We start from the raw sequence: 24,206 nt of genomic DNA, 5'->3' as shown, positions 1-24,206 counted from the left end.
CGCACGATATAACAACACCAGAACTCAGACCGTCAGGTCGGTTTATCTGACTCAGCACCGATACCCTCCCCGCCCGAAATCCGACTGTTTTATCACGCAATTCCTGCCCTGCGTTTATAAGGACGGGCGGCAGCGTACCTAAACAATCAATTTATAAGAAAAACACGCTACGATGTCGTTTAATTTACTTCAAACATTAAATTTCAAAAACTGCGAATGTAAGAGAATTCTTATGAAAAAAATATTCACTCTATTGATCATAGTAGGCAGCCTCAATGCTACTTCGCATGAGAATAAAGTTGCCAATTCAATAAATATATACAATCCATTTCATATAAAAAAAGAGCTTTGGATTAACGGCAATATCCATTCGATATCACCCACCAGCTATTTATGGGTGCCATGCATGCCTGAAGAGAAATTTGAAATACAAAATTCTAGCACTCTGGAAACAATGATCTGCGGCGACTTTAAAGAGCTAAAAAATAATGATTAAAAAAATAATTATTTCGATGGCATCCATAGCATGCATATCATGCGGTACAGAAAACTCTGATGGTTCCGATGCAACAACTTATAGCTCTTGTAGCATCACGCAATCGCAAGCTATTTTCGCAGATGACAGGGCAAAAGATGTAAGCCAATGCTGGGATGGTGTTAACTTCAAAGAAAGAAGCCTGGCTCAATCCTGGTGTGCAGAAAAAGTTAACACTTACATAGCCAGTGAATATATATTCGGCCATTCCGTAACTTACCTTATAGCTTCAACAAATTGTCCATAAATTGCATCATGAATACTAAGGGACTAACAGAAAAAGGTTAATACCCCTAGAAAGAAAGTATAGCTGGGTGAGTTAGGCTGGAAATCTGAATAAGGGCTTAGGTATGTTAATGAGCATGCCTACGAATAAACTGTTAACTGTCATCAAAAAGAGACGACGTGCCAATCACAAACGAAAAAATTGTAAGCCATGATTTTCTTACTGGAATGTATCGAGATGACTACTTCCCGGATTTTTTGGTCGACAAAATCAAAGCAATCCTCGTTAGCCTGTGTGAAGAAATTGAAGACAATAAGCCTCAAACCGACGAAGACCTATTACAACTCACTCATGCTGCAACTGAGCGCATAAATGAGTTAGAAGAAGAGTTTGAAGATAATGATAGTGAATTAGAAACCGGGGCTAGAGAGGTAATGGCTGAAAATTTTGATTTTATAGTAAAGGCTTATGGCTTCGATAAAGTAGACATTGAAGATGTGATAGCACCAAGAGAATGGTAGTTGCTCCTAAATCACAGTTAACAAGGCCAAGCAGCATAGCCCCTTCGGGGCTGGACCTCGCTACGCTCGGCCGCTGTTGACGGCGTTAAATTTCACCAAGATGAATGATATATACCTCAAGAAAGCTAATGACAAAGATTTTTTCGATCTGATTGGTCGTGAAGTTTCGTCCATAAAAACAGATGGAAATAACTCAGACATAACTGATGATGGATTGAAATACATCAGTCAATTAGATGGGTTAAAGGAGCTAGACCTCGAGTGGGCAACACAAATCACCGATATAGGTATCAGTTATCTTTGTAAACTATCAACATTAACTTACATTGATTTGTCATTTTGCAAAAATATATCTACGAAAGCCATAGAGGAACTAAGGGCAGCAATAGATGGCATCACAATTGAATACTAAAAATTTAACAAGTAAAGGCAAGCCGACGCGCAGAATGCGCGCACGGTTGCTTTAGGCGTTAGGTACCGCGATGAAAACCTCTTCGCACTCATATTTCTTATTGCCTCCTCCGGAGCCTTTTGCATGGAATATACAAAGGGATTTGCACTTCTAACACTTAATGGTGCTCATGTCGGATTTTTGCTTGGCGCTCCAAGCTTCAAAGAAGACATAGGTGATTGTGTATTTATGCTTCTTCCCGAAGAGGCTGATCTAGTAGATTCACCACTAGGTATTTTAATATCTGAGCTTAAAGTTACCGGCGAGCATCAATGGGAAAAGCACGGAGCCAATATTCGGATATTCCTTAATAAGGAAAATGCTCTTGAGATAACTGATCAAGCACTAGTGCTTAATGCTTTCGGAAAAGTTATCGGAAAATCTGTGGCAATCCCGGAAAAAGTTGAGTAACCATGCTAGTGCAGCACCTAACAACTGGTTCAAACCGTTCGCTGCGCTCACTGGGACCGGCCAAAGCCAGTCCCTTAACCAAACTTTAAGTACCTAGAGAGGACATGCCTTGAGCCTAGTAGTTGCACGAATCGAAGGGTTAAACCTATTTATAGAATCCGACTCTAAAGTCTCAGATCCATTAATGGTTCAAAAAAGTCCTGTATGTAGCGTTATAAAAACAGTGATTTTAAATCCGCTAGTGACGTTGAGTTATGCGGGTGATGTACACCTTGCCGAAGAGATCATTCGAAATTTCTATATCAAAGGAATTTCAAATGTGGAGGAATTCATTGAATTGATAAATCACATCAGCGAAGGTTCAACTTTGGATACGGATTTCATAATTGGTGCTGCTGATGGTGGCTCACCAAGATTGTTTAGAATAAGGAATAATTGTCAGGTTGAACGAGACTTGACATCAACTTGGATAGGTGATGTTGAGGCCTATTCGAAATATCAAGAGGTGTATCACTCGCTGGAGAAAAATAATCCTTCCTACCGTGAAATGCGCGTCGCAATCTCAGAGGTGATTAACTCCAATAAGTTCGAGAGCGTCGGTTGGTTTAATGTTTCGGTATTTTTAGATCATGAAATACACGTTCATCCAGTGTTTGCATATGATATAGGGTTGAACCTTGATGCAAATGTTAAGCAGCACATACCTGAAAATACAAAAACGCCTTTGAGTGTAGGAAGCATCGAAGGTGGAGCTTACGGCGTCACCTTTTTTGCCTCCTTATCTCCAAAGGCTATTGGGCTAGGAATCTACTTCGTGCATGCAAACCTTGGGATACTCTACTATCCCAAATATAGTCTGCAGGGAGAGATAATAAAGGGTAAAAGTCCAGTCGATTTTATTAAGTCTATACTTGAAAAATATAATATGCCTTTGCATGGTTTTTATCTGGATGAGCAGGGGAGATTCAAGCATATTGACGCTAGGAAATTACTGGCTTAACAATGCAACTCCGCTATCCTCAATCAGTCACCCCTAACCCGCCTGCTGTACCTGTTTTTCCAGTTCAGCAACCAAACCGGGCTCCAGCTTTAACTGCCGTGCCAGTTCCTGCAGGTAGGCTTTTTCCATAAAGTTCTGTTCATCCACGATTAACACCGAGGCCAGATAGACTTCGGCGGCTTCTTCCGGTGTTTTTACCTGAGCAGCTATTTCTGCCGGGTCGAGTGGCTTACGCAGTTCCTGTTCAACAAAGCGGTTTACCTCTGCCGTTGCGCCCATGGCCTGTACGGCGTTACTGATGCGCTGTTGTTCGGCGTCGTCGATATGGCCGTCGGCTTTGGCGGCGGCAATCATGGCAGATAACAGCAGCAGGCTTTCACGTTCGTTCGGTGCGGGGGCACTGACAGCGGCCTGCCCTGGCAAAGCCATGGCCGGAGTCTGAAGTGCTGCATCATGGTCGCTACCAGTCGCCGCTGCGTTTTTTCCGGCTTTCCAGCTCTGATAGGTTTTAAAGGCAACGGCAGCCAGCGCGGCGCTGCCGCCGACTTTCAGGGCGGTTGATCCCAGTTTGCGGCCGCTTTTTGAGCCCAGCAGCAAACCCAGTGCACCGCCCCCCAAGGCGCCTTTGGCCAGGGTCGATAAGGTATCGCTGCGGGCGTCGCCTTCCGCCGGAATATTCAGTGCTTTCTCCGCGCCCTGCCTGCCTTGCTGGGCAAGATCCGTGGCAGAGCTGAGGAACAGATTCACCAGTCCTTTAATATCCATAACGCATACCTGATAACAAATGAGTCCATTACCAGTATGCGGATTTAAATTTAAGGTTGGGTCAGGGATTGTGAGGAAGGGTCAGGCCGGGCATGCAAGGTTATGCGATAAAATTTACACAATAATAAGCAGGCAGCGCAGCCACAGAGGTTAACAGTAGCAGCCTGAGCCGCTACTATCATTCCGTTACTCATTAAGTGCAGACGGAGTTATTTATGAGCAAGGATGCAGAAAAAACCACATTTACCGCGCAGTTATTCGCTCCGGCAAAAGCCGCTGGCGATGATCTGCGGGCGTTTCTTATTTTGCCTAAAGAAGTCAGTGATCTGCTGCCCCGCCGTGGCCGCACCAGTGTCGAAGGCACCATCAATAATTATCCGTTTCAGGCAACACTGGAACCAGACGGCCAGCTCAGTCACTGGCTTAAAATGGATAAAGCCCTGTATGAGGCCTGTGGCGCAAAAATCGGTGAAACTGTCGCTGTAGAAATTGCTGCCATGCAAAAGGAGCCGGAGCCTGCGCTGCCCGAAGATTTTCAGACCCTTCTTGATGCCTCACCGCAGGCTAAAGCGGTATGGGAAGCAACAACAACCATTGCCCGGGTAGACTGGATTCACTGGATTGAGTCTGCCAAGCAGGCCAAAACCCGCGCAACCCGTATCGAAAACGCCTGCGATATGCTCGCATCGGGTAAAAAGCGGGTGTGCTGTTTTGATCAGTCCGGGTTTTACAGCAAGGCTTTGCGTTCGCCGGACGCTAAAAATTAAGCAATATTAAAAGCCTGACAGACCTGATGCACAGGCCCGCCAAATATGCATTATTCCGCACATAATTCTTTATCGCTGTAACGGGTAGTCAGATAGCGCTTCTGCGCTCTGGTTAATTTCTGAAAAATCAGCCGGTAAGAATGATCGACCATCCGTTCCAGCTCACCGTCGGGCACATCGCCGTCCAGCAGCACGGTATTCCAGTGGCTTTTATTCATGTGGTAGCCGGCAATAACCGCGCTGAACACATCGCGCAATTCCACCGCCTGCTGCGGATCACACTTCAGGTTAATCCGCGCTTTGCCGTCTTTTTCGTACAGCAGGGCAAACATTTTGTCCTGTACTTTATAAACATAAGCATCCGGGCCGAAGGGAAAATCCTCCAGTGCTTCGGGCTTGCTCAGCAGGTAAGCACGCAGGGTCTGAAAATTCATAATCTGAAACCTGACAACAACTAAGTCTGATACGTTTAAAGCAGTTTTTTAACGGCCGCATAATCGGTGCCGCGCACGCGCTGATAACCCACATACACCGTTGGGTAACCGCCAATGCCCAGCGCTTTTAATAGCCAGGTTTGTTTGGCGGGTTTTTCCACATCGTAATCCAGGTAATCAACATTGTGCTCGGCAAATTCGCCACGCAGTTTTTTGCAGTAGCCACACCATGTGGTGCCATAGAGCACAATGCGCGGAGCGCCGTTGTCATCAAAGTGTTTGGAAAAAATGCGTTGTTCCTGCGCGGTTAAAGCCCGCTCGCCAAAGTTATTGGCCAGAACCGATGCATAGTGAGCGGCGTTGTAGCCCTGCATACGTTCGCGGCCAACCAGCAGTGTGGGCACGGTACGCGGGTTGCCGTAACGCTCTGCGCCTTGCGGGTCGCGGTCGGTAACAACAATTTCGGCATCAATATAACGGCGGCGCAGTTCGGCGCTGGCGTCATTGCAGGGCTCTCCGCAACTGCTGTTAATCAGCAATACCGCCCGTGGATTACCAGCACTGTCATACACACCGGAGCCGCTGATGCGGGCAAACCAGTCATTCAGGGTGTCGCCGAGCGGCAGGTAAATATAGGCCGCGACAGCCGCGGCCAGTATCAGCAGTTTTTTCATGCCTTACATCCTTATATGGCTTATTCAGGTTGCGGTTAAACGTCCTGATTGTGGAAATTAAAGCTCAGGGGTTAAGTACTGTTGCGCCATCGCTCGGCAGTTCGCGCGCCACGCGTTTTACCCGCGGCGTCAGCTGGCAGAACAACTCGTAACTGATGGTGCCGCACAGTTCTGCGATACGGTCGACGCTGAGATGCTCGCCCCAGAGTTCAACCGGCGAACCGATCTGCGCGTGCGGATGGTCGGTAAGATCGACGGTGATCATATCCATCGACACCCGGCCAATCAGCGGGCATTCAACACCGTCCACCAGCACCGGCGTACCGGCCGGCGCATGGCGCGGATATCCGTCCCCATAACCAATGGCAACAACGCCAACGCGGGTATCGCGTTCAGCCGTCCAGTCACCGCCGTAGCCTACGGTTTCACCGGCGGGTACGTCGTGGCTGCTGATCAGTTGTGATTCGAGGCTCATTACCGCTTTCAGGCCCAGCTCGGCAGCGCTTTTATAATTCAGCGGCGAGCTGCCATAGAGCATGATGCCCGGGCGGCTTAAACCTTCGGCGACCAGTTCATTGTTGATGCGTTTTTCGGTCAGCAGGCCGGCACTGTTGCTGATGCTCAGCGGCACCGGCCAATCGCGGCTGTAGAGGGTATCAAGCTGTGCGGCAAGTACCGCTGACTGCCATTCATCGGCACTGGAGAAGTGCGAGATCACATAGCGCAGTTCCAGTTGTTCGTCGGCACTGATCAGAGCGAGGATGTCGTCGGCCTCGCTGACGCGGAACCCTAAGCGGTTCATGCCACTGTTGATCTTCAGCCACACCCCCACCGGCTGGCTCAGCGTGGCGCTGGCCCGGTCCTGCAGCTGTTTGCGGTGATGCACCACCAGCTGAATTTTGTGTTCGGCGGCCAGTGTCCATTCATGCGCGTCGTAAGCGCCCTGCAACACCACCAGCGGACGGCGGATACCGGCTTCGCGCAGGGCCAGAGCCTCGTCAACACAGGCCACGGCAAAGCCGTCGGCGCTGCTCAGGGCGCGGGCGCAGTTGACCAGCCCGTGGCCGTAGCCATTGGCTTTGATCACCGCATAGGCCTTACCGCTGACGCTGGATTTGGCCAGTTGGTAATTGTGGCGGAAGTGAGACCAGTTGATTAATGCGCGCGTTGGACGTGTCATGGACGTGGGAACAACCTCGAAAATAGGTACAATAGCGCTTTGGCCCTGCCACAACCAGTGATGCCGGTATCAATAACGCCGTAACCGCTACAGGCGGGAATCGTTGCTGATACGGAATGCCGGGTATTTAGTGCAGGGCCGCCGGAGTACAATGCCGGCAGAATCTGCCGGGCGGCCATTATGTCAGGCCTGTCCGGCAAAAACACCCGCTGCCTCTGGCTGCAAACCCGCTACGGAAATCACCATGCCCAGTCACCCGCTGTTTACCGACAAAACCATTGCCCTCTCGGCAACGCTGGCGGCGACCATTGGCCTGGAAGAAGCCGTGCTGCTGACCGTGCTTAACGATGCCGCCAGCATCCAGGGGCAGCATTGGGCGCGACTGCATAATCAGGCGCTGCGCAATCAGCTGCCGTTCTGGGATGACGTCAGCATCCGCCGGGTACTGCGCAGCCTGCTCGATAAAGGCCTGCTCAGCCTGCAGGGGCCGATGTTTCCCGATGCCGAAGGTCTGATTTACGCCTTCAGCGCCGCGCAACCACAGGGGCGTGCGCAACCCGGCAGCGAAGCACAGCCACAGCAAACCATCTCGCCACCCCAGCCCGGCCACTTTAAGCAGCCGCTGGAATCGCGCTGGCAGCCACAGGAAGACACCCTCGCCCGCCTCGAACAACACGGCATTCCGCGCAGCTTTGCCTGGGCCCAGCTGGATACCTTTATTCTGCAGGGACAGGAACAGGGCGCGAACCGCAATGACTGGAACACCCGCTTTTTCCGCCATGTGAAGAGTCAGTGGGTATTCACTCAGAACGATGCACAGAAGCAACAGCGCACTCTTGAGCGTGGTTTTCAGGGCACCGCGGCGGGCGTGAGCATACAGGAACGCAGTGCCTTTAAGCCTGCACAGGATGAAGCTGCCCCCATCAGTCTCGACTGGCAGCCGAGCCAGGATGCCTGCCAGATTCTGCAGCGTGCCGGTATCGACCCGCAGTTTATTACCGATGCCGTGGCCGAGTTTGTACTCTACTGGGCCGAACGTGGCGACGCGTTTAAAACCTGGAACAGCAAGTTTATTCAGCAGGTGCGCCAGCAATGGGCGCGCTACAGTGCCTCGGTGGAGCATTCCTCCCTGCCGACCCGTATTCCCGATAACTGGCAACCGGCGGAAGACTGCTACGACATTCTCGCCATGGGTCATATCGACCGTCAGTTTGCTCAGGGTCTGGTACCGGAATTTGTGCTTTACTGGCGCGACTCCAATCAGGTACACAACAGCTGGAACAGCCGTTTTCTGCAATACGTTAAACAGCAATGGGGCAAGCGTTTAGCCCAGACTTCGTCAGGAGAATCCTATGGCACGCACACCGGCCAGCACACAACTGCTCAACCGGGTTACGCAACAGCTGAAGCAAGCGTCCAGCGACTCAAAGACACCAGCTGGTGAAACCCTGGCGCACGAGCCGAGCATTGAGCAGAAAGAAGCCATTAACCAGATTTTTGAGCTGTTCCGCTTTAATTATCACAACCAGTTTTTAAAGGCCTTTCCCGACCTCGACACCATGATTATGGCGAAGCGGTTATGGGCGCGGCTGCTGGGTGAATACAGTGGTGACGTGATGATGCGTGCCGCCGAAAGAGCGGTAAAAGAAAGCAGTTTCCTGCCCAGCGTGCACGAAGTACTGGCCCGCTGCGACGTGGCCGACAGCCTGGGTTTACCCTCGGCCCACGCCGCTTTTATGGAAGCCTGCCGCGCGCCATCACCGAAAAAAGTATTTAACTGGAGCCATCCGGCGGTGTATTACGCCGGCCGTGCCAGCGACTGGTTTTTTCTGGCTAATAACGTCGAAGAAAAAACCTTCCCGGTATTTAAACGCAATTATGAAATATTGCTGAAGCGCCTGCAGAATGGCGAAAGTATCGAGATGGAAGTGGCCAAAGCGCTGCCCGAACACAGCGAGACACCGCTGCCGCGTAAAGAGCAGCAACAGCGATTGCAGGAACTGAAGAAGCAGTTAAGTTAAAAAAAATCCCGGAATATTCCGGGATTTTTTTATTTAAATCATGATGAAACGCTGATTGCGTGTGAGAAGCCTTTGCGGGGCGCAGGGGCTTTCCCCGCAAAGGCTTTAAATCAATCGCAAAGCCTGCCCGCGCAGCGGCTATTAAGCCCGGTCCTTAAGGCACCAGCGTCCAGCGCTGGTTATTCCCACCCCAGTTATACCAGGTTCCGGCGTTATCTCCGGCATTGCTGCCGTAACCATCCACCACCTGTTCCGGTAATGTACGCATAGCTACTGAGCCATCGGCATTCAGGCTGAAGCGCTGATTAGCATTGCCATTGCACTGCCAGATCATCAGGTTGGCGCCGTTGGCAAAGTTGCCGCCATTATCCAGACAAAAGCGGTTGTCCTGCTGGCTGCGGATTAATCCGCTGCTGGCGTCGTAATGCCATTTCTGCCAGTTGCCGTTATTGCAGGTCCACTGGCCTACGTTGGTGCCGTTGTTCATGTTGGCATTGCTGATATCCAGACACAGGCCGGAGGCATTATTAATAAACTGCACGTAGTCCACCGCTGGCGGAATATTGCCCGCCTGGAACGGTGCGTAAACCACACCGGCTTTATCCAGCTCTTCACCGGCGCGGCCATGCAGGCCAACAATCTGCCAGCCAGCCGGAGCATTAAAGGTCTGACAGCTGCCGGTGGTTGAGCCCGCCGCTACGCTGCGGTTCTGACTGGTGGTAAAGCGGCTGTAGAAGATACGGGTTCTGCCGTCTTTCTGGCCGCTGCACAGCTGCAGTGACGTCAGGTATTCACCACTGTTGAGGTTCAGCACATGATCCGTACCGCCATTACCGCCGTGCGATAGCACGAAGCCGTTACTCAGGGTCAGGTCGATACGGTCAACGCGGGAACCGGCGCGGATATTAACGCCGCTTACGGCCGGATTCTGCGGTAATACCGCCACATCGTTAAAATGCGTACCGTGCGGGCCACCAAAAGGATCGCTCAGCCGGCGGTCGGCCGGGGTGGAATATACAAAGTCAGTCTGCAGCGGCGGGTGGTCAGATAAACGCAGACCATCGCTGGTGTTGTCGTCCTGACGCAGCAGGTGATAAACCGCATCCAGCCCGACAAAACCGTTATCGCGGAACAGTACTTTATCGACGATTTCGCAATCCGGGGCCGAGGTCTGCGGATCACAGGTCAGGGCATCAGCGCCGCTTACCGGCACGTCGCCGTTACGCGACAGTTTGACCCAGGCATCGCTGAAACCACGGTTCAGCAGTTCCCAGATATTATCGCCACTGCGGGTATAACGGGTGTTGGTATCGCCCATCACGATCACCGCATTACCGGCAGAATTGGCATCGATATAGCTAATTAACTGGCGGATATTGCCACGACGGGCAGCCAGATCGGCATCGCCCACCTGAGCCTGGGTATGCAGGTTATAGATATCCACATACACACCTTCTGCCAGACGGGTGCGCGCCAGGGTGAAGCCCTTAGGGGTTAAACAATCAACGCCATTACAGTCTTTCCAGCGGACCCGTTCCCAGTCGCTGTACGGGAAGCGGCTGAGGGTATTCAGGCCACTGCCAATCCCCATGCCGCCGGTGGTGGCGGAGCGGTATGGATGGGTGTTGCAGGTGTCATAGAGTGCGGCGTGATAGTTAAAATCTTCCTGCACGTTCACCACATCAAATTCGTTGATATAACAGCTGATCTCTTCCGTGGCGCTCTGGCGCGGCGATACCGCACTGGAAAACAATTCCAGTAAACCGGCCACGTTGTAGGTGAGAGTACTGAAGCTGCCTTCCTGTGAGGCCGATACCTGAGCAGGCGCGGCACTGAGTGCGGCCAGCATCATGCCGGCGGTCAGCATGGATCTGTTCATAAGTGTTACCTTCGTATTTATGATTATTATTTGGCCCATCGCAATCAGATTGCGGTACTTTTGTACCACATCAGAACTCATCCGCGGCAGGACAACACGGGCCGCTGCGTAACACGCCAGATGCCAACAGCGGCCCATCATGACCAGATGGCGGAAAACCACTCGTTTTCCGCCACCATGAACGATCAGTTCAGACGGGCGATGACACTGGTGCCGGTGTATTCCAGCGTTACCCCGTAATCACCGGCATCCACATGGCTGAACTCACCGGCAACCTTACCTGCCTGCAGCAAGGTATAAGCAGCCCCGCTTTGCGGCGTCAGGCCGGCAAAATCGAGAGTCAGCGTGGCACCATCAATAAACAGGGTTTCAGCAGTGGCAACCTGAGTGCTGTCTGCATCCATGGCCAGCTTCAGTACTGCAGCGCCATTCAGGGTGATATTGCCGCCCAGCTGCAATGCACCACGGGCATCAACCAGTGCCGTACCGGAGTTCACAAACAGATCGCCCTGACCGAAGGCCGAAGCAGACGCTGCTTCCAGCGTACCGCCGTTAATCACGGTGCCACCGCTGTAGCTGTTGTTACCGGTCAGCGTCAGATGACCACTGCCGGCTTTGCTCAGCTTGCCGGCGCCGCTGATGTCGTTGCGCCACCAGTCACGGGCAGAGAAACCGCCATCACTGGCTTCCATAGTCACGCTCACATCACCCAGGAAAGCGCCGTAACCGTCAGCCGCATCGACCAGATTAATGCGTCCCCAGCCGTTGGAGTCATCCAGAATCGGATAGCCGGAATCGACTTCGGTGGTAAACAACACCGCCCGGCGCTGGGCATCGGACAGATAAGGCTGGCGGGTTTTCAGCAGGGCTTCCGCACCTTCAGGCACGACCGCAGGCTGGCCGGCTTTGCTGCTGTCCTGTGGCAGACCGTAGGTCATACGGAAGCGGTATAACGCCTTGATCGCGGCGTGGTCATCGTAGTCATTATTGTTAAACACATCGGCATTAACAGTAACGCCGTCGGCCTCGATAACGCTGCCGGTTTCACCTTCTGCCAGAGTGCGGTGGGCATAGTCGTACAGACTCATACCCGCTTCTGCGGCTTTGGTTTCGTAGAAAGCATGCAGCTGGTTGTAAGCGGCCTGGCCGGACTCATAACCTGCTGTGGTGTTCAGCGCATCGGCCGCACTCATCAGCGCCATAATGCGGCCACCAATCACATCCACAGGCGAGTGCATACCGGCAACAATACGGTTTTCACCCAGCTCAGAACCGCGCACAACATGCTCGGCAAAACGTTCCGGGAAGGCATACGCCAGCGACAATGACGACACCACACCGGCATTGGTGTGACCACTCGGATAACCACCGTCTTTGCGCAGGCTCTGTTCATCACCGCTGTTACTCTTACGGCGGGCACATACCAGCCCCGGAATCACACTGACATCGCTGTTATAAATATCGAAATTAATGTCTGCCGGTGCACCACTGCTGTTGATACAGGTACGCAGATCATTACCGAGATATTCCACCGCACCGGTGCTGGTCATACGCCACGGGCGCGGGGTCGAGAAAATATATTTGGAACCACTGGTTGATGTTGCAGCCATGTTGTAACGCACATTATTGGTGAAACGTACGGCTGCGCCGAACGCGCTGTTTTCATCACCGGTAAAGGTCCAGCTGTCATCACTGTCGCCGAGGTAATGGCTGTCTTCCAGCACCTGCGCCACGGTCGGTTCGGTAATATCGTAATAGGTGCCGCTGTTCGCCACGTAGTCTTCGGTCAGCGGGCCAAAACCATCAACAACGGAATAGCTTTTACCGCGGCGGTCATCGAGATAAGCGCGGATTGCTGCTTCGTCAGAACGCTCAGCCGTAACTTTTTCAACGTAGGCAATATTGGCCGCCCAGACCGCTGCATTTTTAATCGGATTGGCTTCATAACTGTCCGGACCGCTGCCGCTGGCGGCACTCTGGTAAGCGTCACTGGTGCCTTTCCAGATGCTGTTAATACCTTTCAGGGCATGTGGATAGGGGTTGTCATGAATGCTGTATTTCAGCGTACTGTGACCATTATTTTTACCGTATAAAATCACCGGCAAAGGATAGGCAGCATCAGGGGCTGCTACATATTGCTCAAAACCCAGGCCTGCAGGCATTACCGGTTTGCTGATGTCTGCCGTGCTGTTGTCATCGTTATTATCGTCGCCACAGGCGCTCAGCATCAGCGTAGCGGCCGCGACCATGGCCAGATACAGACCGTTGCGTTTATTCAGGTTTTTTTCAGTATTCATAACGTTCACTTGGTTGTCGGATTTAAAATTTGTCAGATTTAAAAAGACATAAACCGCATGCCAAACATGCGATCTATGTTGAGAGAGACACCAGTGAAGACCGGCTTAAGCAGCACAAGGGGACATTACAATTCTGTGAAATTTTCCAGGGCCTGTTAACACTAAGTGAATCCGGCCTGCTGAGAGCCAGTTTTTCTCAGGACAAGGAGAGAGGAGTGATATTAGCGGGCTAAATGAATGACGAACGACGATGCTCATGGGGAAAACTGGCCTCAGCCCGAAGGGTTATGGCTAAAAATCCCTCATCCTGCGTTGCTGTTCGTTCGCTTAACCCGTTAGGCCACACTCTCAGCGCCTTGTTTGAGAAATTTTTAGCCGATAACAGGCCTGTTTAATTAGTGTTAACAGGCCCTGACAGGATATCCACAGGCCGGAATTATTTAGGGGTGGTTAATATTCAGTGATCAGAAAAATTCAGACTGATACCGGCCAGTATTTCTGTACCTGTGGTGGAATAACTGTAAACCCGGTTGGTTTTATCAACGAAAAGGTCAAAGGGTTCGTTGCCGAGATTGCGGGCATCCAAAGAAAATGTCAGTTCCGGGCTGGCATTCCAGCGCAGATAAGCACCGGTAATTAATGACGCATTCACACCTTCGCGATCATTATTATTCGCGCCCGGCACCCGCGTCAGATATTGCGAGCGCGCCTTTAATGTCAGACCGGCGCTGACATTCTGGTTGCGGAACCATAATTCACTGTTCACAACATGGCGTGATAACCCTGGTGCTGGCAAGGTGGTAACGCCGTCATCCAGCGGATAACGGACCAGCCCTCGATTCAGTGCATAGCTAACCCGCACACCAAAATTCTGCAGCGCAGCAGGCAAAAAATAAAATGGCAGTTGCAGGTTCAGTTCAAGACCACTGATATCGGTTCCCGGCCCGTTCACCGGCCGCCGGTAAGTATATAAACCGTCGCTCAGTGCCAGCTGATCCCATTGCGGGTTGTAATATGGCAACTGCTCCAGCGTCAGCTCTTCAACCTGCGCGACAACCAGGCTGTCGATGCGTTTATAAAATAATCCGGCGGAAAAAAACTGCTGCTCATCACCGTACCATTCCGCAGAGACATCAAACGAGTGCGCGCGCGACGGTTGCAGTTGGGTATTACCACCTTCCACCAGCCGGGCACTGCTGCGTAATAATAAGGGTGACGTCAGGTCTTCTATCGATGGTCGCGCCAGATCACGGCGATAACCGAAACGCAGCAATAAATCATCGCGTGCCTGCATAACCAGATGAAACGCCGGTAACCAGTCAGCGTAATCTGAGCTGTTATTAACGGTGCTGCTGTCGCTGTCTATCGACCAGCGCCCGCGCACAAGCTGATGGGTAGCCGAATAACGCAGGCCCAGATCGCCACGCAGTGGCCACGGCCATTGCCAGAATTCGTAAGAGGTCTGCCACCAGGACGACCAGGTATATTCGTTTAACCGCCGCTGCTGTAAAGGATCATGCACCAGTGCGGTGTTTGTCCCAAGGGCGTCAATAACCGCGTGGCTGCCAACAATCCAGTGATGCGGCAACCCTGATGGCCCGGGACCAGCGGAAAAATCACCGGGGGTACGCTGGTAAAATTCACCGACCGGGCCATTAATATCACTGTTATTATATTCGCCCTCGGCGCGGTCATTTAAAAAGCCCTGCAACTGCGTCCCGGCAAAGTGTCTGAAATTATCATCGTGCTTAATGTCGAGCTCGAAGGAAGCAACGCGATACTGATTCGTTACCTGATCTTCACGCAGATTAATCTGGTACAGCTGCCATTCCTGCGGATTGGTAATATCAAAGCCGTAATGATTGAGCGCAAAGCGATCGTTCTGGCGCAGATCAAAACTGAAGTCCTGAGCGTACGACATCAGCGTCACTTTATCGTGGTCCGGACTGTCGAAAACCGAGCGCTGGTAACCCAGTGCCGAATGCAGACGTACGCGTTCTGATAACGGTAAATACCAGTCAAATTTTAATTGGCCGAGGCGGGTTTCGTCGGTTTCGTAATTATGTTCGCTGCGGATATCAACGCCGGAAAAATTCCCGTACACCATTCCGGCATGACGGGTTGCAAAATCGTTAACCCTGATATGACTCAGGTCCTGGGTTTTCAGTCCGGCCGAACTGATATGGTATTCGTGCATAGTTTGCTGACTGCGGGCCATAAAGGCCGTCAGGTCAAAGTCGCCCCAGCCGGTGTTGTGCCATTGCAGTGCGCTGTTTAAGCCGTAGGAAATTTGTTCACGATCGAGAATATCGTAACGGTTATGGCGCGGATAAAAGACTGCGCCACTTTCCAGCTGCGTCTGCTGTTCAACACTTAATGCCGGCTGCTCTCCCCAATCAGCGGTTTGCCAGCGTACGGTGGAAAATCCCCGCTCCTGAGTTGCCCGGGTACGGTAACTCAGCCCCAATAACCAGCCGATGATTCCTGCCGTGCCGTTATCGCGGGCCCCCTGTACTCCACCCGATAAGGCAAACCCCTTACCATCATGGCTGAGGTTCTGTTCATTCTGCAGCGCAAACCATTGCTGGCCGACGTTGTTATCCGCCAGCGGCAGCGGCGTGCGTAAATCAACCGAACCGGCAATGGCACCTTCTTCCGTTCGCGCCGCCGCAGATTTATCCAGCTCGACCTGAGTAAAAAGCCCCGGCGGCAACATATCAAAATCAAAACTGCGTGAATTATTCACCGAGCCCCGCGCATCGATGCTGGTACCGGTAGCCAGCATCGGCATGCCGTTCACCAATACCCGGGTAAAATCAGCCCCCAGACCGCGAATGCTGAGGTTGCGGTCCATACCGGCTTCCTGACTGAAAGCCACGGCGCTGGTTGCCGCAACGGACGAGGTAAGATCATTATTTCCGGCTAGCTGGCCGCGGGATAACGTCGCGCGGGTGCTGAGGGTATTGCTGTTATAACGGCTGGCCAGCGACGCATCGCGGATAAAAGGCGCTGCGGTAACGATGACTTCTTCGGCGATATTGTTGGCCGCCGTTTCTGTTGCATCCTGCGGCTGAAAAACCAGCACCACTCCGGCAGCGGTCTGGCGGTAATGCCAGCCACTGTTGGCGGTGGCATAGTTAAGAAATTCGCTCAGCGAACAATCACCCAGTGGCTGTGCCAGCCAGGTTGTATCCGGCTGCGGATAATTGGTCAGCACCGCCAGCTGATAACGGTCAGACACCTGCTGAATAATATGACTGAGGGTTGTCTGGCTGACGCCATCATAGAAGCAGCGGTTGGCGGCCTGTGTATAAGCGCTGCCGGTCAGCAGCAGGCCGAGCCCCAGCTGCGGCCATAATCTGCGCCAGCTGCGCATGTTCCGTTGCTCTTCAGCGCGTTTCCGGATCATTGCCCGACAGCAGTATCAGATCGTCACTGACCTGCAGTGACAGATCAAACAAACTGGCAATCAGGCTGAGGGTTCCTTCCACATCGCTCTGGTTATAACGGCCGGAAAACGGCAACGTCTGCTCAATGCCCTGCAAACGGATGGGCCGCGCCGAATAGCGCTGTAAATGCGCGACCACATCGGCCAGCGGTTCCGCCTCTGCACGGCGCCAGTCCTGACGCCAGTCGGATACCACGGCACGCTGGAAACGTTCGCCGCGGTCGGCACTGATACGCACACCGTCACCGGCATGCAGCGTCCATTCCTGCCCGGCGAGCGTTACCCTTACTTCGCCATGCTCAACCACAACACTGACCGCTCCGGCGGTGTTATCCACATTAAATGCGGTACCGACAACCCGGATCTGCACCTTGCCGGTATCAACATAAAACGGTCGCTGCTTATCGGCTGCGACCGAAAAATAGGCTTCGCCCTGAGTCAGGCTGACCAGCCGCTGTTTTTCCTCCAGCACCACCGATACCGCAGAACCGGCATTCAGGTGTATTTCTGAACCATCCGCCAGACGCTCACGCCGCTGCTCGCCCACGGCGGTATTAAAACTGAGCGGCTGAACAGCCGGTACAGACGGCTGCATTAGCAGCGGATAAGCCAGCACCAGTGCCAGCATCATGGCCGGTGCCGGCCACCAGCGCGGGCCGGATACAGGCCGCAGCTTTTGCCACAGTGTTTGCAGCAGTTTTGCTCCCCTGGCTGGCAAAACCTCCTCACCCTCTTTCGCCGCAACTGACGGGGCTTTGTGGTTTGCTGTGGCCACACGTTCCAGCGCGATTAATAACGCCTCGTCGTGTTCACCCAGCTGTTGCTGCAGCCAGCTCATGGCTGCCGCATGCTGCGGGCTTTGCATCAGCCAGCGTTGATATTGTTGCTGTTCTGCCGCGTTCAGCTCATGCAGCCGGTCGTACCAGTCTGCAGCCTGTTCACGTATGTCATTGTCTGTTGTTTGTATGGTCATATACCGCGTATTCCGCACTAACTTTTCAATTCCGGCGGTCGGCCGGCGCCGGATTAACAGCCACTTTTTTCCATGGCTTCCGCAATACTCAGCGTGGCTCTGGTGATGTGTTTTTTAACGGCTTCGATGTTCATATTTAATTCCTGCGCAATCGCTTCACGCGATTTGCCCTGTAAACGGCGCATGATAAAAACCTGCCGTCTTAATGGCGGCAGCTGCTGCAGGATTTTTTCTAGTTGTTCCAGCTTCTGCGCCTGAATATGCACATCGTCCAAGGGGATGGATGCCATTTCCGGTACGCTGTCACTGCCGGATGGCTGCTGACGGTTACGGTTCCAGTAATCAAAAACCACACTGCGGGCCACGGTCAGGCTATACGCCAGCAGGTTATCCACCGGTTTTTTCGCCACCGCCGTTAATGCGCGCACCAGGGTGTCGTGCAGCAGGTCGTCCACGTCCTGATGGTTGTACACCCGGCTGGCAATATAGTTGCGGATATTCGGCAGATGCCCGGTCAGCTGCTGAGCATAAGCCTGAGGCTGATTACACTTAACCCCGGCAGAATATGACTTGCCTGCTGACATGGAGCCCCCGATATCGCATACAGAAGGGCGCAATCTGCCAGCGGCGGATGACAACATTATGAATAAACCCCCGAATTATGCCGGAACGGCTGAGCAGCCATGCGCTGCTCCAGGGCCTGTTCACACTAATTAAAGGGAAGAAGACGCCGCAAGGCGTCAAAGGGGGACATTACAACGGAAAATAATTCAGCGGCTGAGTGCCAGTTCTACCCGCTCGCCGGCATTCAGTGTCTGCACACCACCGCCAGACTGTGCACGCACACTGCCTTCCAGTACTTCGAGTGCCACAACACCCTCGCCCATCTGCAGTGCAAAAGCACTGGCATCGGCGCGCAGTCTCAGAGTTCCGGCCTGCGCCCAGAAAGGCCGGGCATTGTCAGGAGCAATAATAAACAGCACTTCACCACGCAACAGCTGCACGCGGCGCTGCTCTGCGCTGTAACGCACGGCCACGCTGCTGTTTTCCTGCAGGCGTAATTCTGAACCGTCATCCAGCCGCAGCGCACGCTGTTCGGCGCTCACCGTGCTGTAGGTTTCCACATCCGCCGCCTGTTCATTCTGTGCGGGGGCCAGAAACAGATACACCAGCAATGGCACACCCACCAGCAGCAGTAACGCGGCCAGCAGCATACGCGGGTTGCCCGGTGTTGTCTGATGCTCTGCGGAAGAGTCGTATCGTCCTGCCATAAAAGGCCTCATATCATTCCGGATCGGGTGATTTTGTTGTTATGGGCTGCCACTGTGACAGAACAATTACCCTAACACCGCAATCCATTCTCAGGCATGAGACTTTTCGCTAACGCCGGCCAGACAGGTAATAACTGACGCATATCAGCCCTGCGACACCCTGTCGCATCCCGCACAGGCGCCCCAGCAGTTACCCTGCGCGCCATTGATGTATTTATCTTTTTATTGCGGAGTATTTATGCCGGCCTTCCGACCATCGTTATTAGCGTTTCTGATTACTTCCCTAAGCGTGCAGAATGCCCTGGCGGCAGAAGCTGATACTGCAACCCAACTGGAGCCGATGGTGGTTACCGCTCCGCCAATGAGCGATGTACTGACAGTAACCACCGACCCGAAAGCGCCGCGCCAGCCCATTCCTGCCCATGATGGTGCCGATTTATTAAAGAATATTCCTGGCTTTTCAGTGATCCGCAAAGGCGGTACCGACGGTGATCCGGTATTCCGTGGCATGGCAGCATCACGCCTGGGCATTTTACTGGATGGTGAAATGATTCTCGGCGGCTGCGGTATGCGTATGGACCCGCCCACCGCTTATGTTTTCCCCGAAGCCTATGACGAAGTGACCGTATTAAAAGGCCCGCAAACGGTTAAATACGGCCCCGGCAACAGTGCCGGTGTGGTGATGTTTGAACGTGCTGCGCCGGATTTTTCCACTACGCCGGTACAGGGCGAAGTCAGCCTGCTGGCAGGCAGCGCCGACCGTAACGATCAGGTTGCCCACCTGCTGGCCGGTGGCCAGAAAGGCTATATCGATTTAAGCGGTACCCGCTCCGACGCCAATAACTATGAAGACGGTGACGGCAACGAAGTACACTCGGCCTATACCCGCTGGAGTACCAATGCAGCGCTGGGCTGGACGCCGGATAACGATACCCGCATCGAACTGAGCGGCGCCAGAAGCGATGGCGAAGCACGCTACGGCGACCGCAGTATGGACGGCGCAGAATTCGATCGTTCCAATCTGGGACTGAGCTACGAACAGGAAGATATCTCGCCGCTGTTTAATAACGTAAAAGCCCGTATTTACCGCAATTACGTTGACCACGTGATGGATAATTATTCATTACGCGCTAACAGCGGTATGAAAATGGTTTCCAACCCGGATCGTTTAACCAAAGGCGCCAGTCTCAGCAGCACGCTGGCATTAAGCAATACGACCGAACTGGAAATCGGCGTTGATACCCAGCGCAATGAACACTCGCTGCGTAAAGCCAGCAGCATGAGTGGCACACCGGATTACGAAAGCCTGAGCCGTGTGGATGATATGCGCTTCGCCAGCAACGGTATTTATGCCGAACTGGATCATCGCTATAACGCTGGCCACAGTGTGCATGCCGGTGTACGCATCAATAAAGATAAAGCCGAAGATTTACGCAGCAATAAAACCACCAGCGGCATGGAAGACAACAACACGCTGCGTAATGGTTTTATCCGCTACGAACACCAGCTGAACAGCGCCAATCGTTTATACGCCGGTCTGGGTCACAGCGAGCGCGCGGCCGATTACTGGGAGCGCAGTAAAAATCCGGCAGCCACCAGCACTATGATGACAGGCATGGCATCAACCTTTGATATTGCCCCGGAAAAAACCACCCAGCTGGATATCGGCGCGCTGCACAATGCCGGTGATGTGCAGGCCTCGGTCTCGGCGTTTTACACCAAGCACAAAGATTACATCCTGATTGAAACCCTGCCGGATGTGAGTGCCTTTGCCAGTAATGCACGTAATATCGACGCCACCAGCTACGGTGCAGAAGCTGACAGCCGCTGGGAATTTACCCCCGGCTGGAACAGCACCGCCACCCTCGCCTGGGTGCATGGCGAAAACGACAGCGACCACCGCGCACTGGGCCAGATGCCTCCTCTCGAAGCCCGCTTCGGTCTGAATTACGACAACGGTTTATGGTCAGCCGGTGCTTTATGGCGCCTGGTCGATGACCAGAACCGCGTTGCTGAAGGCAGCGGTAATATTGTCGGTCAGGATATTGGTAAAAGCGGTGGCTTTAATGTGTTCTCGCTGAATGCCGGTTATCGCCCGCTGGACGATATGCTGCTGACCGCCGGTATCGATAATCTGTTTGACGTTACCTACGCCGAACATATCTCCCGCAGCGGTGCGGCTATTCCGGGTTACGAAAGCACCACCCGGGTAAATGAACCCGGACGCACACTATGGTTAAAAATGCAGTGGGCGTTTAAATAATACAACCGCCCCTGAATCGTCGGCCAATATCGTGGTTATCCGGCCCAACATCAGTATCTGCTGAATTGGGGCCGGAGCCATATCGGGCAAAGAATTATCCAGAGGTGCCTTAAACACACTGTTACATTAATACCGCGATAAGCACTGCTATACTGCCCCGTTGCAACAGTAATAATGGATTATTCGGGTTATGACCGCTCACACCGGAACCTTACGCAGTGTCCTGTTGGCAGGAATGATGATTGTTCTGCTGCTGGCTAATCAGAGTCAGGCAACGCCAGATAATATTCGCGTTACCATGCTGAATCCAAGCACTCCGGCCAATCTCTTCTGGAATATGCAAACACAGTTTATGCAGGCGGCAGCTGCAGATCTGGGGATTGATCTTGAAATTGTGTATGGCGCAGATAATCGCTTTCACACAACGCAACAAGCCTACGACATTCTTAACCGTGAAAACCCTCCTGATTATCTGATATGTAATTACTTTTTCTCTCAGGGCTGGCAGATTCTTCAGGCTGCAGAAAAAGCTGGCGTTTATACGCTGCTCATCAGTACCGATATTCCGCAACAGGATCAGAAAGACGCGGGTACACCGCAGGATAAATTTCCGCATTTTCTTGCGCGCATCATGCCGGATGACCGCCAGGCCAGTTATGAATTAAGCCGACAACTGATCGCCGAAGGCAGGCATTTATCATTGCAGGGCGCCAGCGGTAAATTAGAGCTGATTGGTATCTCCGGCATGCGTGATACATCAGCCACCGTCTTGCGCAATGAAGGGCTGCTGCAGGCAATCAATGAGCAGGACAATACGCTGTTGATGCAATTGGTACACGCTAACTGGTCAGCCAGCACCGCTCAGCGACAAAGCTGGGCGTTGCTGCAACGTTATCCGTCTGCCAGTCTGGTCTGGACGGCCAGCGATGTAATGGCCATGGCTGTCATACAACAAGCTCAGGCGCTCGGACGGCATGCGGGTAAAGACATTCTGATTGTCGGTACCGACTGGACAGCAGAAGCCCTCAACGCCATTGACGATGGTTCATTATTCGCCTCCGCCGGAGGACAGTTTATGGATGGTGCACTGGCACTGGCCATAATTTACGACCACGCCAATGGCAAAGGGCCGGATGCACAGGAAGCAAATATTCTGCGGCACATGGATATTATTACGCACAGTAATCTTGCCCGTTACCGACAACTGTTGGACCCGCAGCGCTGGCAGAGTATGAATTTCCGCAGCCTGACCCGCAGCCACGGAACATCAGCACAGAAATATGCCTTTGATACCCGTGATGTGATGCAACGTTTATTACTGCCAGCGAACGATACAGTCAGCAACCGTCCTCACCAGCAGCACCGTACTACCCACTAACTTACATCACTTCAGAACCGTATTATCGGCGGCCTTCTCTCAACCGCATTGCGCCGCCCAGAATGTCGCCAGCTCCCCGGCAGTACCATTAAACTGCTCACGATCACAGGGGCCGACACCATCGACGGTATGCGGCTCATCACCGACATTACCATCGGTGTATTGCCACAGGGTCCACTGCGACCATGGTGACGGTACAACCGGTGCTGCACCGTAACGCGCCAGCCACAACCAGCAATTTGACAGCACCGTTTGCTCCGGGCGGGTAATACCAGCTGCGGCCAGAGCTTCACGCAGCGTATTACCGGAATACAATCCGGGATAGCGTCCGGTTACTGAATAAATATGGCTGACAAAGGCTTCCGCTTCCGCCAGCGTCATGCTCTGACCCTGAGTATTATCTTCAAAATCGAGCACCAGCAGGCCATCGTTGCCGGCTACGCTGAGAAAATGCTCGGCCTGTGCGACAGCATCACCACCGGTACCAAAATGATACGCACCGAATTTCAGCCCCACGCCATGTGCAGCATCACGATGGCTGCTGAACGTCGGATCGGTGTAATTCTGCCCCTGGGTGGCCTTATGAATAACCGCAAGAATACCGGCGTCTTTTATCTGCTGGAAACTGCTGATCTGATTATGGTGGGAAAGGTCGATGACGGCGTTAAGCATCGCAGACTCCTTGTCGGCAAATGGCAGGCGGGTTCCGGCAGAAACTCTGGGCCGGATAAATTCAGTGAATGAAACACTGATTCTCAGATGCAGACTAGCCTATATTATCCGGAAGTGCAGGACAAATACCGTATAGACTGCAATATCTGCTGGTCAGGCAGAATCGCAACAGACGCCCATTTTTTTTGGCAAGAAACCTATGCCTTTTTTCACCTCCGTACTGAATCAGTTTCCTGAGCACAGCCTTAAAGTAAGGACGATTAATAAAGACCGGCAGCGCCAGTGCTTTATTGTCCACAGAAAACCACAGGCGCCGCACTGGCAGGAAGAAAGCGCTCATGAAATTAAAAACGATGAAATATCCCGGGTGATTGAAACTCCCGAAGGTTACATCGTTAAGTACATTAAGCAGCGCACCTGGCACGACAATCTGCGTATCTTTTTTGGTGCCAGTAAAATTTCCGCCGAACTGAGAAGCTGTATTTTTCTGCAGAATATTGGCCTGCGTGTCCCCACTGTTCTGGAATACGGTATGGCTTTTATTCCGGGGCATCTGTGGGGGGTAACTGGTTATTACCTGATGGAAAAACATCCGGCGGTGGACATCGTCAAACATCATTTCCGTCATTGTAATCAGACTGCCCGGCAAAGAATACTGACCCAGCTGATACGCGATCTGCAGCGCCTGCGCGATGCCTGCTGTGTGTACCGGGATTTATCCTTCCGCAATATGATGACGAATGATAACGGTGAGCTGTTCTGGATTGATACCAACATCAGGCGTTATGCCAAAGCCAACCAGAAATTTATCGCCGACTGGAACAAAACTCTGAAGGTATTGCTGCAGGAACTCAGCATGATGTCGGAGCCTGCCGAACACGACGGGCAACGGGCGATTCAGGCTCTGATGCTGTAACACCCCGCTCAGGTTTCAGCAGCTGGTAGATATAGAATCGCTATAACTCTGACACTGAGTTGCTTTATGAATAACGGCGAGAATAGCGACGTGTTTTACCTGCTGGAAACTGCTGATCTGATTA

The 24,206-nt window shown here is 52.7% G+C and carries 21 protein-coding genes; 10 read left to right on the top strand and 11 right to left on the bottom strand.

What is annotated here, in order from left to right:
• Positions 1–232 precede the first annotated feature (232 nt).
• The 4 genes from HUF18_RS12865 to HUF18_RS12850 all read left to right on the top strand — a co-directional run bounded on the left by HUF18_RS12865 (position 233) and on the right by HUF18_RS12850 (position 3,144).
• A complete protein-coding gene (locus tag HUF18_RS12865) occupies positions 233–496 on the top strand; it encodes a hypothetical protein (RefSeq protein WP_225692476.1) in 264 nt (87 codons plus the stop codon).
• Positions 497–940: 444 nt separating this feature from the next.
• Positions 941–1,282: a DUF5713 family protein gene (locus HUF18_RS12860; protein WP_225692475.1), complete on the top strand. Its 342-nt coding sequence runs from the start codon at positions 941–943 to the stop codon at positions 1,280–1,282.
• Positions 1,283–1,817: 535 nt separating this feature from the next.
• Positions 1,818–2,144 (top strand): hypothetical protein, encoded by a 327-nt coding sequence (locus tag HUF18_RS12855; RefSeq protein WP_225692474.1) that lies wholly within the window; start codon positions 1,818–1,820, stop codon positions 2,142–2,144.
• A 109-nt stretch (positions 2,145–2,253) separates the two neighbouring features.
• Positions 2,254–3,144, top strand: coding sequence for a hypothetical protein (locus HUF18_RS12850; protein ID WP_225692473.1), 891 nt, complete (start codon positions 2,254–2,256; stop codon positions 3,142–3,144).
• Positions 3,145–3,177: 33 nt separating this feature from the next.
• Here the strand turns inward: HUF18_RS12850 and HUF18_RS12845 are convergent, their stop codons facing one another.
• Positions 3,178–3,909 carry a tellurite resistance TerB family protein gene (locus tag HUF18_RS12845; protein ID WP_225692472.1) on the bottom strand — a complete coding sequence of 244 codons (732 nt, stop codon included), beginning with the start codon at positions 3,907–3,909 and terminating at the stop codon, positions 3,178–3,180.
• A 215-nt stretch (positions 3,910–4,124) separates the two neighbouring features.
• Between HUF18_RS12845 and HUF18_RS12840 the strand changes: the two genes are divergently transcribed.
• On the top strand, positions 4,125–4,676 hold the full coding sequence (locus tag HUF18_RS12840; RefSeq protein ID WP_225692471.1) for a YdeI/OmpD-associated family protein: 552 nt from the start codon (positions 4,125–4,127) through the stop codon (positions 4,674–4,676).
• Positions 4,677–4,726: 50 nt separating this feature from the next.
• Here the strand turns inward: HUF18_RS12840 and HUF18_RS12835 are convergent, their stop codons facing one another.
• From HUF18_RS12835 to alr, 3 genes are all read right to left on the bottom strand, one after another.
• Entirely contained in the window at positions 4,727–5,110 is a 384-nt protein-coding gene (locus HUF18_RS12835; RefSeq protein WP_225692470.1) for an MmcQ/YjbR family DNA-binding protein, read from the bottom strand.
• Between the two features lie 35 nt (positions 5,111–5,145).
• Positions 5,146–5,784: a glutaredoxin domain-containing protein gene (locus tag HUF18_RS12830; protein WP_225692469.1), complete on the bottom strand. Its 639-nt coding sequence runs from the start codon at positions 5,782–5,784 to the stop codon at positions 5,146–5,148.
• A 64-nt stretch (positions 5,785–5,848) separates the two neighbouring features.
• Positions 5,849–6,964 (bottom strand): alanine racemase, encoded by a 1,116-nt coding sequence (gene alr, locus HUF18_RS12825; RefSeq protein ID WP_225692468.1) that lies wholly within the window; start codon positions 6,962–6,964, stop codon positions 5,849–5,851.
• Between the two features lie 244 nt (positions 6,965–7,208).
• On the opposite strand from alr, the gene HUF18_RS12820 reads away from it, so the two are divergent.
• Entirely contained in the window at positions 7,209–8,408 is a 1,200-nt protein-coding gene (locus HUF18_RS12820) for a DnaT-like ssDNA-binding domain-containing protein (protein ID WP_225692467.1), read from the top strand.
• A complete protein-coding gene (locus tag HUF18_RS12815) occupies positions 8,317–8,985 on the top strand; it encodes a replication protein P (RefSeq protein ID WP_225692466.1) in 669 nt (222 codons plus the stop codon). Before HUF18_RS12820 ends, HUF18_RS12815 begins: the two co-directional genes overlap by 92 nt.
• A 154-nt stretch (positions 8,986–9,139) precedes the next feature.
• Here HUF18_RS12815 and HUF18_RS12810 read toward each other — a convergent pair whose 3' ends face one another.
• From HUF18_RS12810 to HUF18_RS12780, 6 genes are all read right to left on the bottom strand, one after another.
• A complete protein-coding gene (locus HUF18_RS12810) occupies positions 9,140–10,864 on the bottom strand; it encodes a jacalin-like lectin (protein ID WP_225692465.1) in 1,725 nt (574 codons plus the stop codon).
• Between the two features lie 185 nt (positions 10,865–11,049).
• Positions 11,050–13,161, bottom strand: a complete 2,112-nt coding sequence (locus HUF18_RS19720) for a phosphatase PAP2 family protein (RefSeq protein WP_145470920.1) — start codon at positions 13,159–13,161, stop codon at positions 11,050–11,052.
• A gap of 457 nt (positions 13,162–13,618) precedes the next feature.
• The gene (locus tag HUF18_RS12795; RefSeq protein WP_225692464.1) at positions 13,619–16,537 is read right to left on the bottom strand and encodes a TonB-dependent receptor; all 2,919 of its coding nucleotides are present in this window, start codon (positions 16,535–16,537) and stop codon (positions 13,619–13,621) included.
• A 13-nt stretch (positions 16,538–16,550) separates the two neighbouring features.
• Entirely contained in the window at positions 16,551–17,582 is a 1,032-nt protein-coding gene (locus HUF18_RS12790) for a FecR family protein (RefSeq protein WP_225692463.1), read from the bottom strand.
• A 53-nt stretch (positions 17,583–17,635) separates the two neighbouring features.
• Positions 17,636–18,166: an RNA polymerase sigma factor gene (locus tag HUF18_RS12785; protein ID WP_186436034.1), complete on the bottom strand. Its 531-nt coding sequence runs from the start codon at positions 18,164–18,166 to the stop codon at positions 17,636–17,638.
• A 186-nt stretch (positions 18,167–18,352) separates the two neighbouring features.
• Positions 18,353–18,853 (bottom strand): FecR family protein, encoded by a 501-nt coding sequence (locus HUF18_RS12780; RefSeq protein WP_225692462.1) that lies wholly within the window; start codon positions 18,851–18,853, stop codon positions 18,353–18,355.
• 238 nt (positions 18,854–19,091) lie between these two features.
• On the opposite strand from HUF18_RS12780, the gene HUF18_RS12775 reads away from it, so the two are divergent.
• On the top strand, positions 19,092–21,116 hold the full coding sequence (locus tag HUF18_RS12775; RefSeq protein WP_225692461.1) for a TonB-dependent copper receptor: 2,025 nt from the start codon (positions 19,092–19,094) through the stop codon (positions 21,114–21,116).
• A 190-nt stretch (positions 21,117–21,306) separates the two neighbouring features.
• Positions 21,307–22,494 carry an ABC transporter substrate-binding protein gene (locus HUF18_RS12770; RefSeq protein ID WP_225692460.1) on the top strand — a complete coding sequence of 396 codons (1,188 nt, stop codon included), beginning with the start codon at positions 21,307–21,309 and terminating at the stop codon, positions 22,492–22,494.
• Positions 22,495–22,533: 39 nt separating this feature from the next.
• Here the strand turns inward: HUF18_RS12770 and HUF18_RS12765 are convergent, their stop codons facing one another.
• Positions 22,534–23,166 (bottom strand): glycoside hydrolase family 25 protein, encoded by a 633-nt coding sequence (locus tag HUF18_RS12765; RefSeq protein ID WP_225692459.1) that lies wholly within the window; start codon positions 23,164–23,166, stop codon positions 22,534–22,536.
• Between the two features lie 199 nt (positions 23,167–23,365).
• On the opposite strand from HUF18_RS12765, the gene HUF18_RS12760 reads away from it, so the two are divergent.
• Positions 23,366–24,082: a hypothetical protein gene (locus HUF18_RS12760; protein ID WP_225692458.1), complete on the top strand. Its 717-nt coding sequence runs from the start codon at positions 23,366–23,368 to the stop codon at positions 24,080–24,082.
• The last annotated feature ends 124 nt before the right edge of the window (positions 24,083–24,206 follow it).

The sequence above is a fragment of the Thalassolituus sp. ST750PaO-4 genome, from assembly GCF_020320405.1.
Lineage (GTDB): Bacteria > Pseudomonadota > Gammaproteobacteria > Pseudomonadales > Oceanobacteraceae > Venatoribacter > Venatoribacter alkanivorans.
The sequence above is the reverse complement of the archived record's forward strand: the minus strand, read 5'-3'. Positions and strand labels throughout refer to the sequence as shown.

Coding starts and splice junctions, on each gene's coding strand:
- HUF18_RS12775 (WP_225692461.1), top strand. CDS start 19,092: ATGCCGGCCTTCCGACCATCGTTATTAGCGTTTCTGATTACTTCCCTA.
- HUF18_RS12840 (WP_225692471.1), top strand. CDS start 4,125: ATGAGCAAGGATGCAGAAAAAACCACATTTACCGCGCAGTTATTCGCT.
- HUF18_RS12835 (WP_225692470.1), bottom strand. CDS start 5,110: ATGAATTTTCAGACCCTGCGTGCTTACCTGCTGAGCAAGCCCGAAGCA.
- HUF18_RS12795 (WP_225692464.1), bottom strand. CDS start 16,537: ATGCGCAGCTGGCGCAGATTATGGCCGCAGCTGGGGCTCGGCCTGCTG.
- HUF18_RS19720 (WP_145470920.1), bottom strand. CDS start 13,161: ATGAATACTGAAAAAAACCTGAATAAACGCAACGGTCTGTATCTGGCC.
- HUF18_RS12790 (WP_225692463.1), bottom strand. CDS start 17,582: ATGACCATACAAACAACAGACAATGACATACGTGAACAGGCTGCAGAC.
- alr (WP_225692468.1), bottom strand. CDS start 6,964: ATGACACGTCCAACGCGCGCATTAATCAACTGGTCTCACTTCCGCCAC.
- HUF18_RS12780 (WP_225692462.1), bottom strand. CDS start 18,853: ATGGCAGGACGATACGACTCTTCCGCAGAGCATCAGACAACACCGGGC.
- HUF18_RS12865 (WP_225692476.1), top strand. CDS start 233: ATGAAAAAAATATTCACTCTATTGATCATAGTAGGCAGCCTCAATGCT.
- HUF18_RS12770 (WP_225692460.1), top strand. CDS start 21,307: ATGACCGCTCACACCGGAACCTTACGCAGTGTCCTGTTGGCAGGAATG.
- HUF18_RS12785 (WP_186436034.1), bottom strand. CDS start 18,166: ATGTCAGCAGGCAAGTCATATTCTGCCGGGGTTAAGTGTAATCAGCCT.
- HUF18_RS12765 (WP_225692459.1), bottom strand. CDS start 23,166: ATGCTTAACGCCGTCATCGACCTTTCCCACCATAATCAGATCAGCAGT.
- HUF18_RS12830 (WP_225692469.1), bottom strand. CDS start 5,784: ATGAAAAAACTGCTGATACTGGCCGCGGCTGTCGCGGCCTATATTTAC.
- HUF18_RS12810 (WP_225692465.1), bottom strand. CDS start 10,864: ATGAACAGATCCATGCTGACCGCCGGCATGATGCTGGCCGCACTCAGT.
- HUF18_RS12855 (WP_225692474.1), top strand. CDS start 1,818: ATGGAATATACAAAGGGATTTGCACTTCTAACACTTAATGGTGCTCAT.
- HUF18_RS12845 (WP_225692472.1), bottom strand. CDS start 3,909: ATGGATATTAAAGGACTGGTGAATCTGTTCCTCAGCTCTGCCACGGAT.
- HUF18_RS12815 (WP_225692466.1), top strand. CDS start 8,317: ATGGCACGCACACCGGCCAGCACACAACTGCTCAACCGGGTTACGCAA.
- HUF18_RS12760 (WP_225692458.1), top strand. CDS start 23,366: ATGCCTTTTTTCACCTCCGTACTGAATCAGTTTCCTGAGCACAGCCTT.
- HUF18_RS12820 (WP_225692467.1), top strand. CDS start 7,209: ATGCCCAGTCACCCGCTGTTTACCGACAAAACCATTGCCCTCTCGGCA.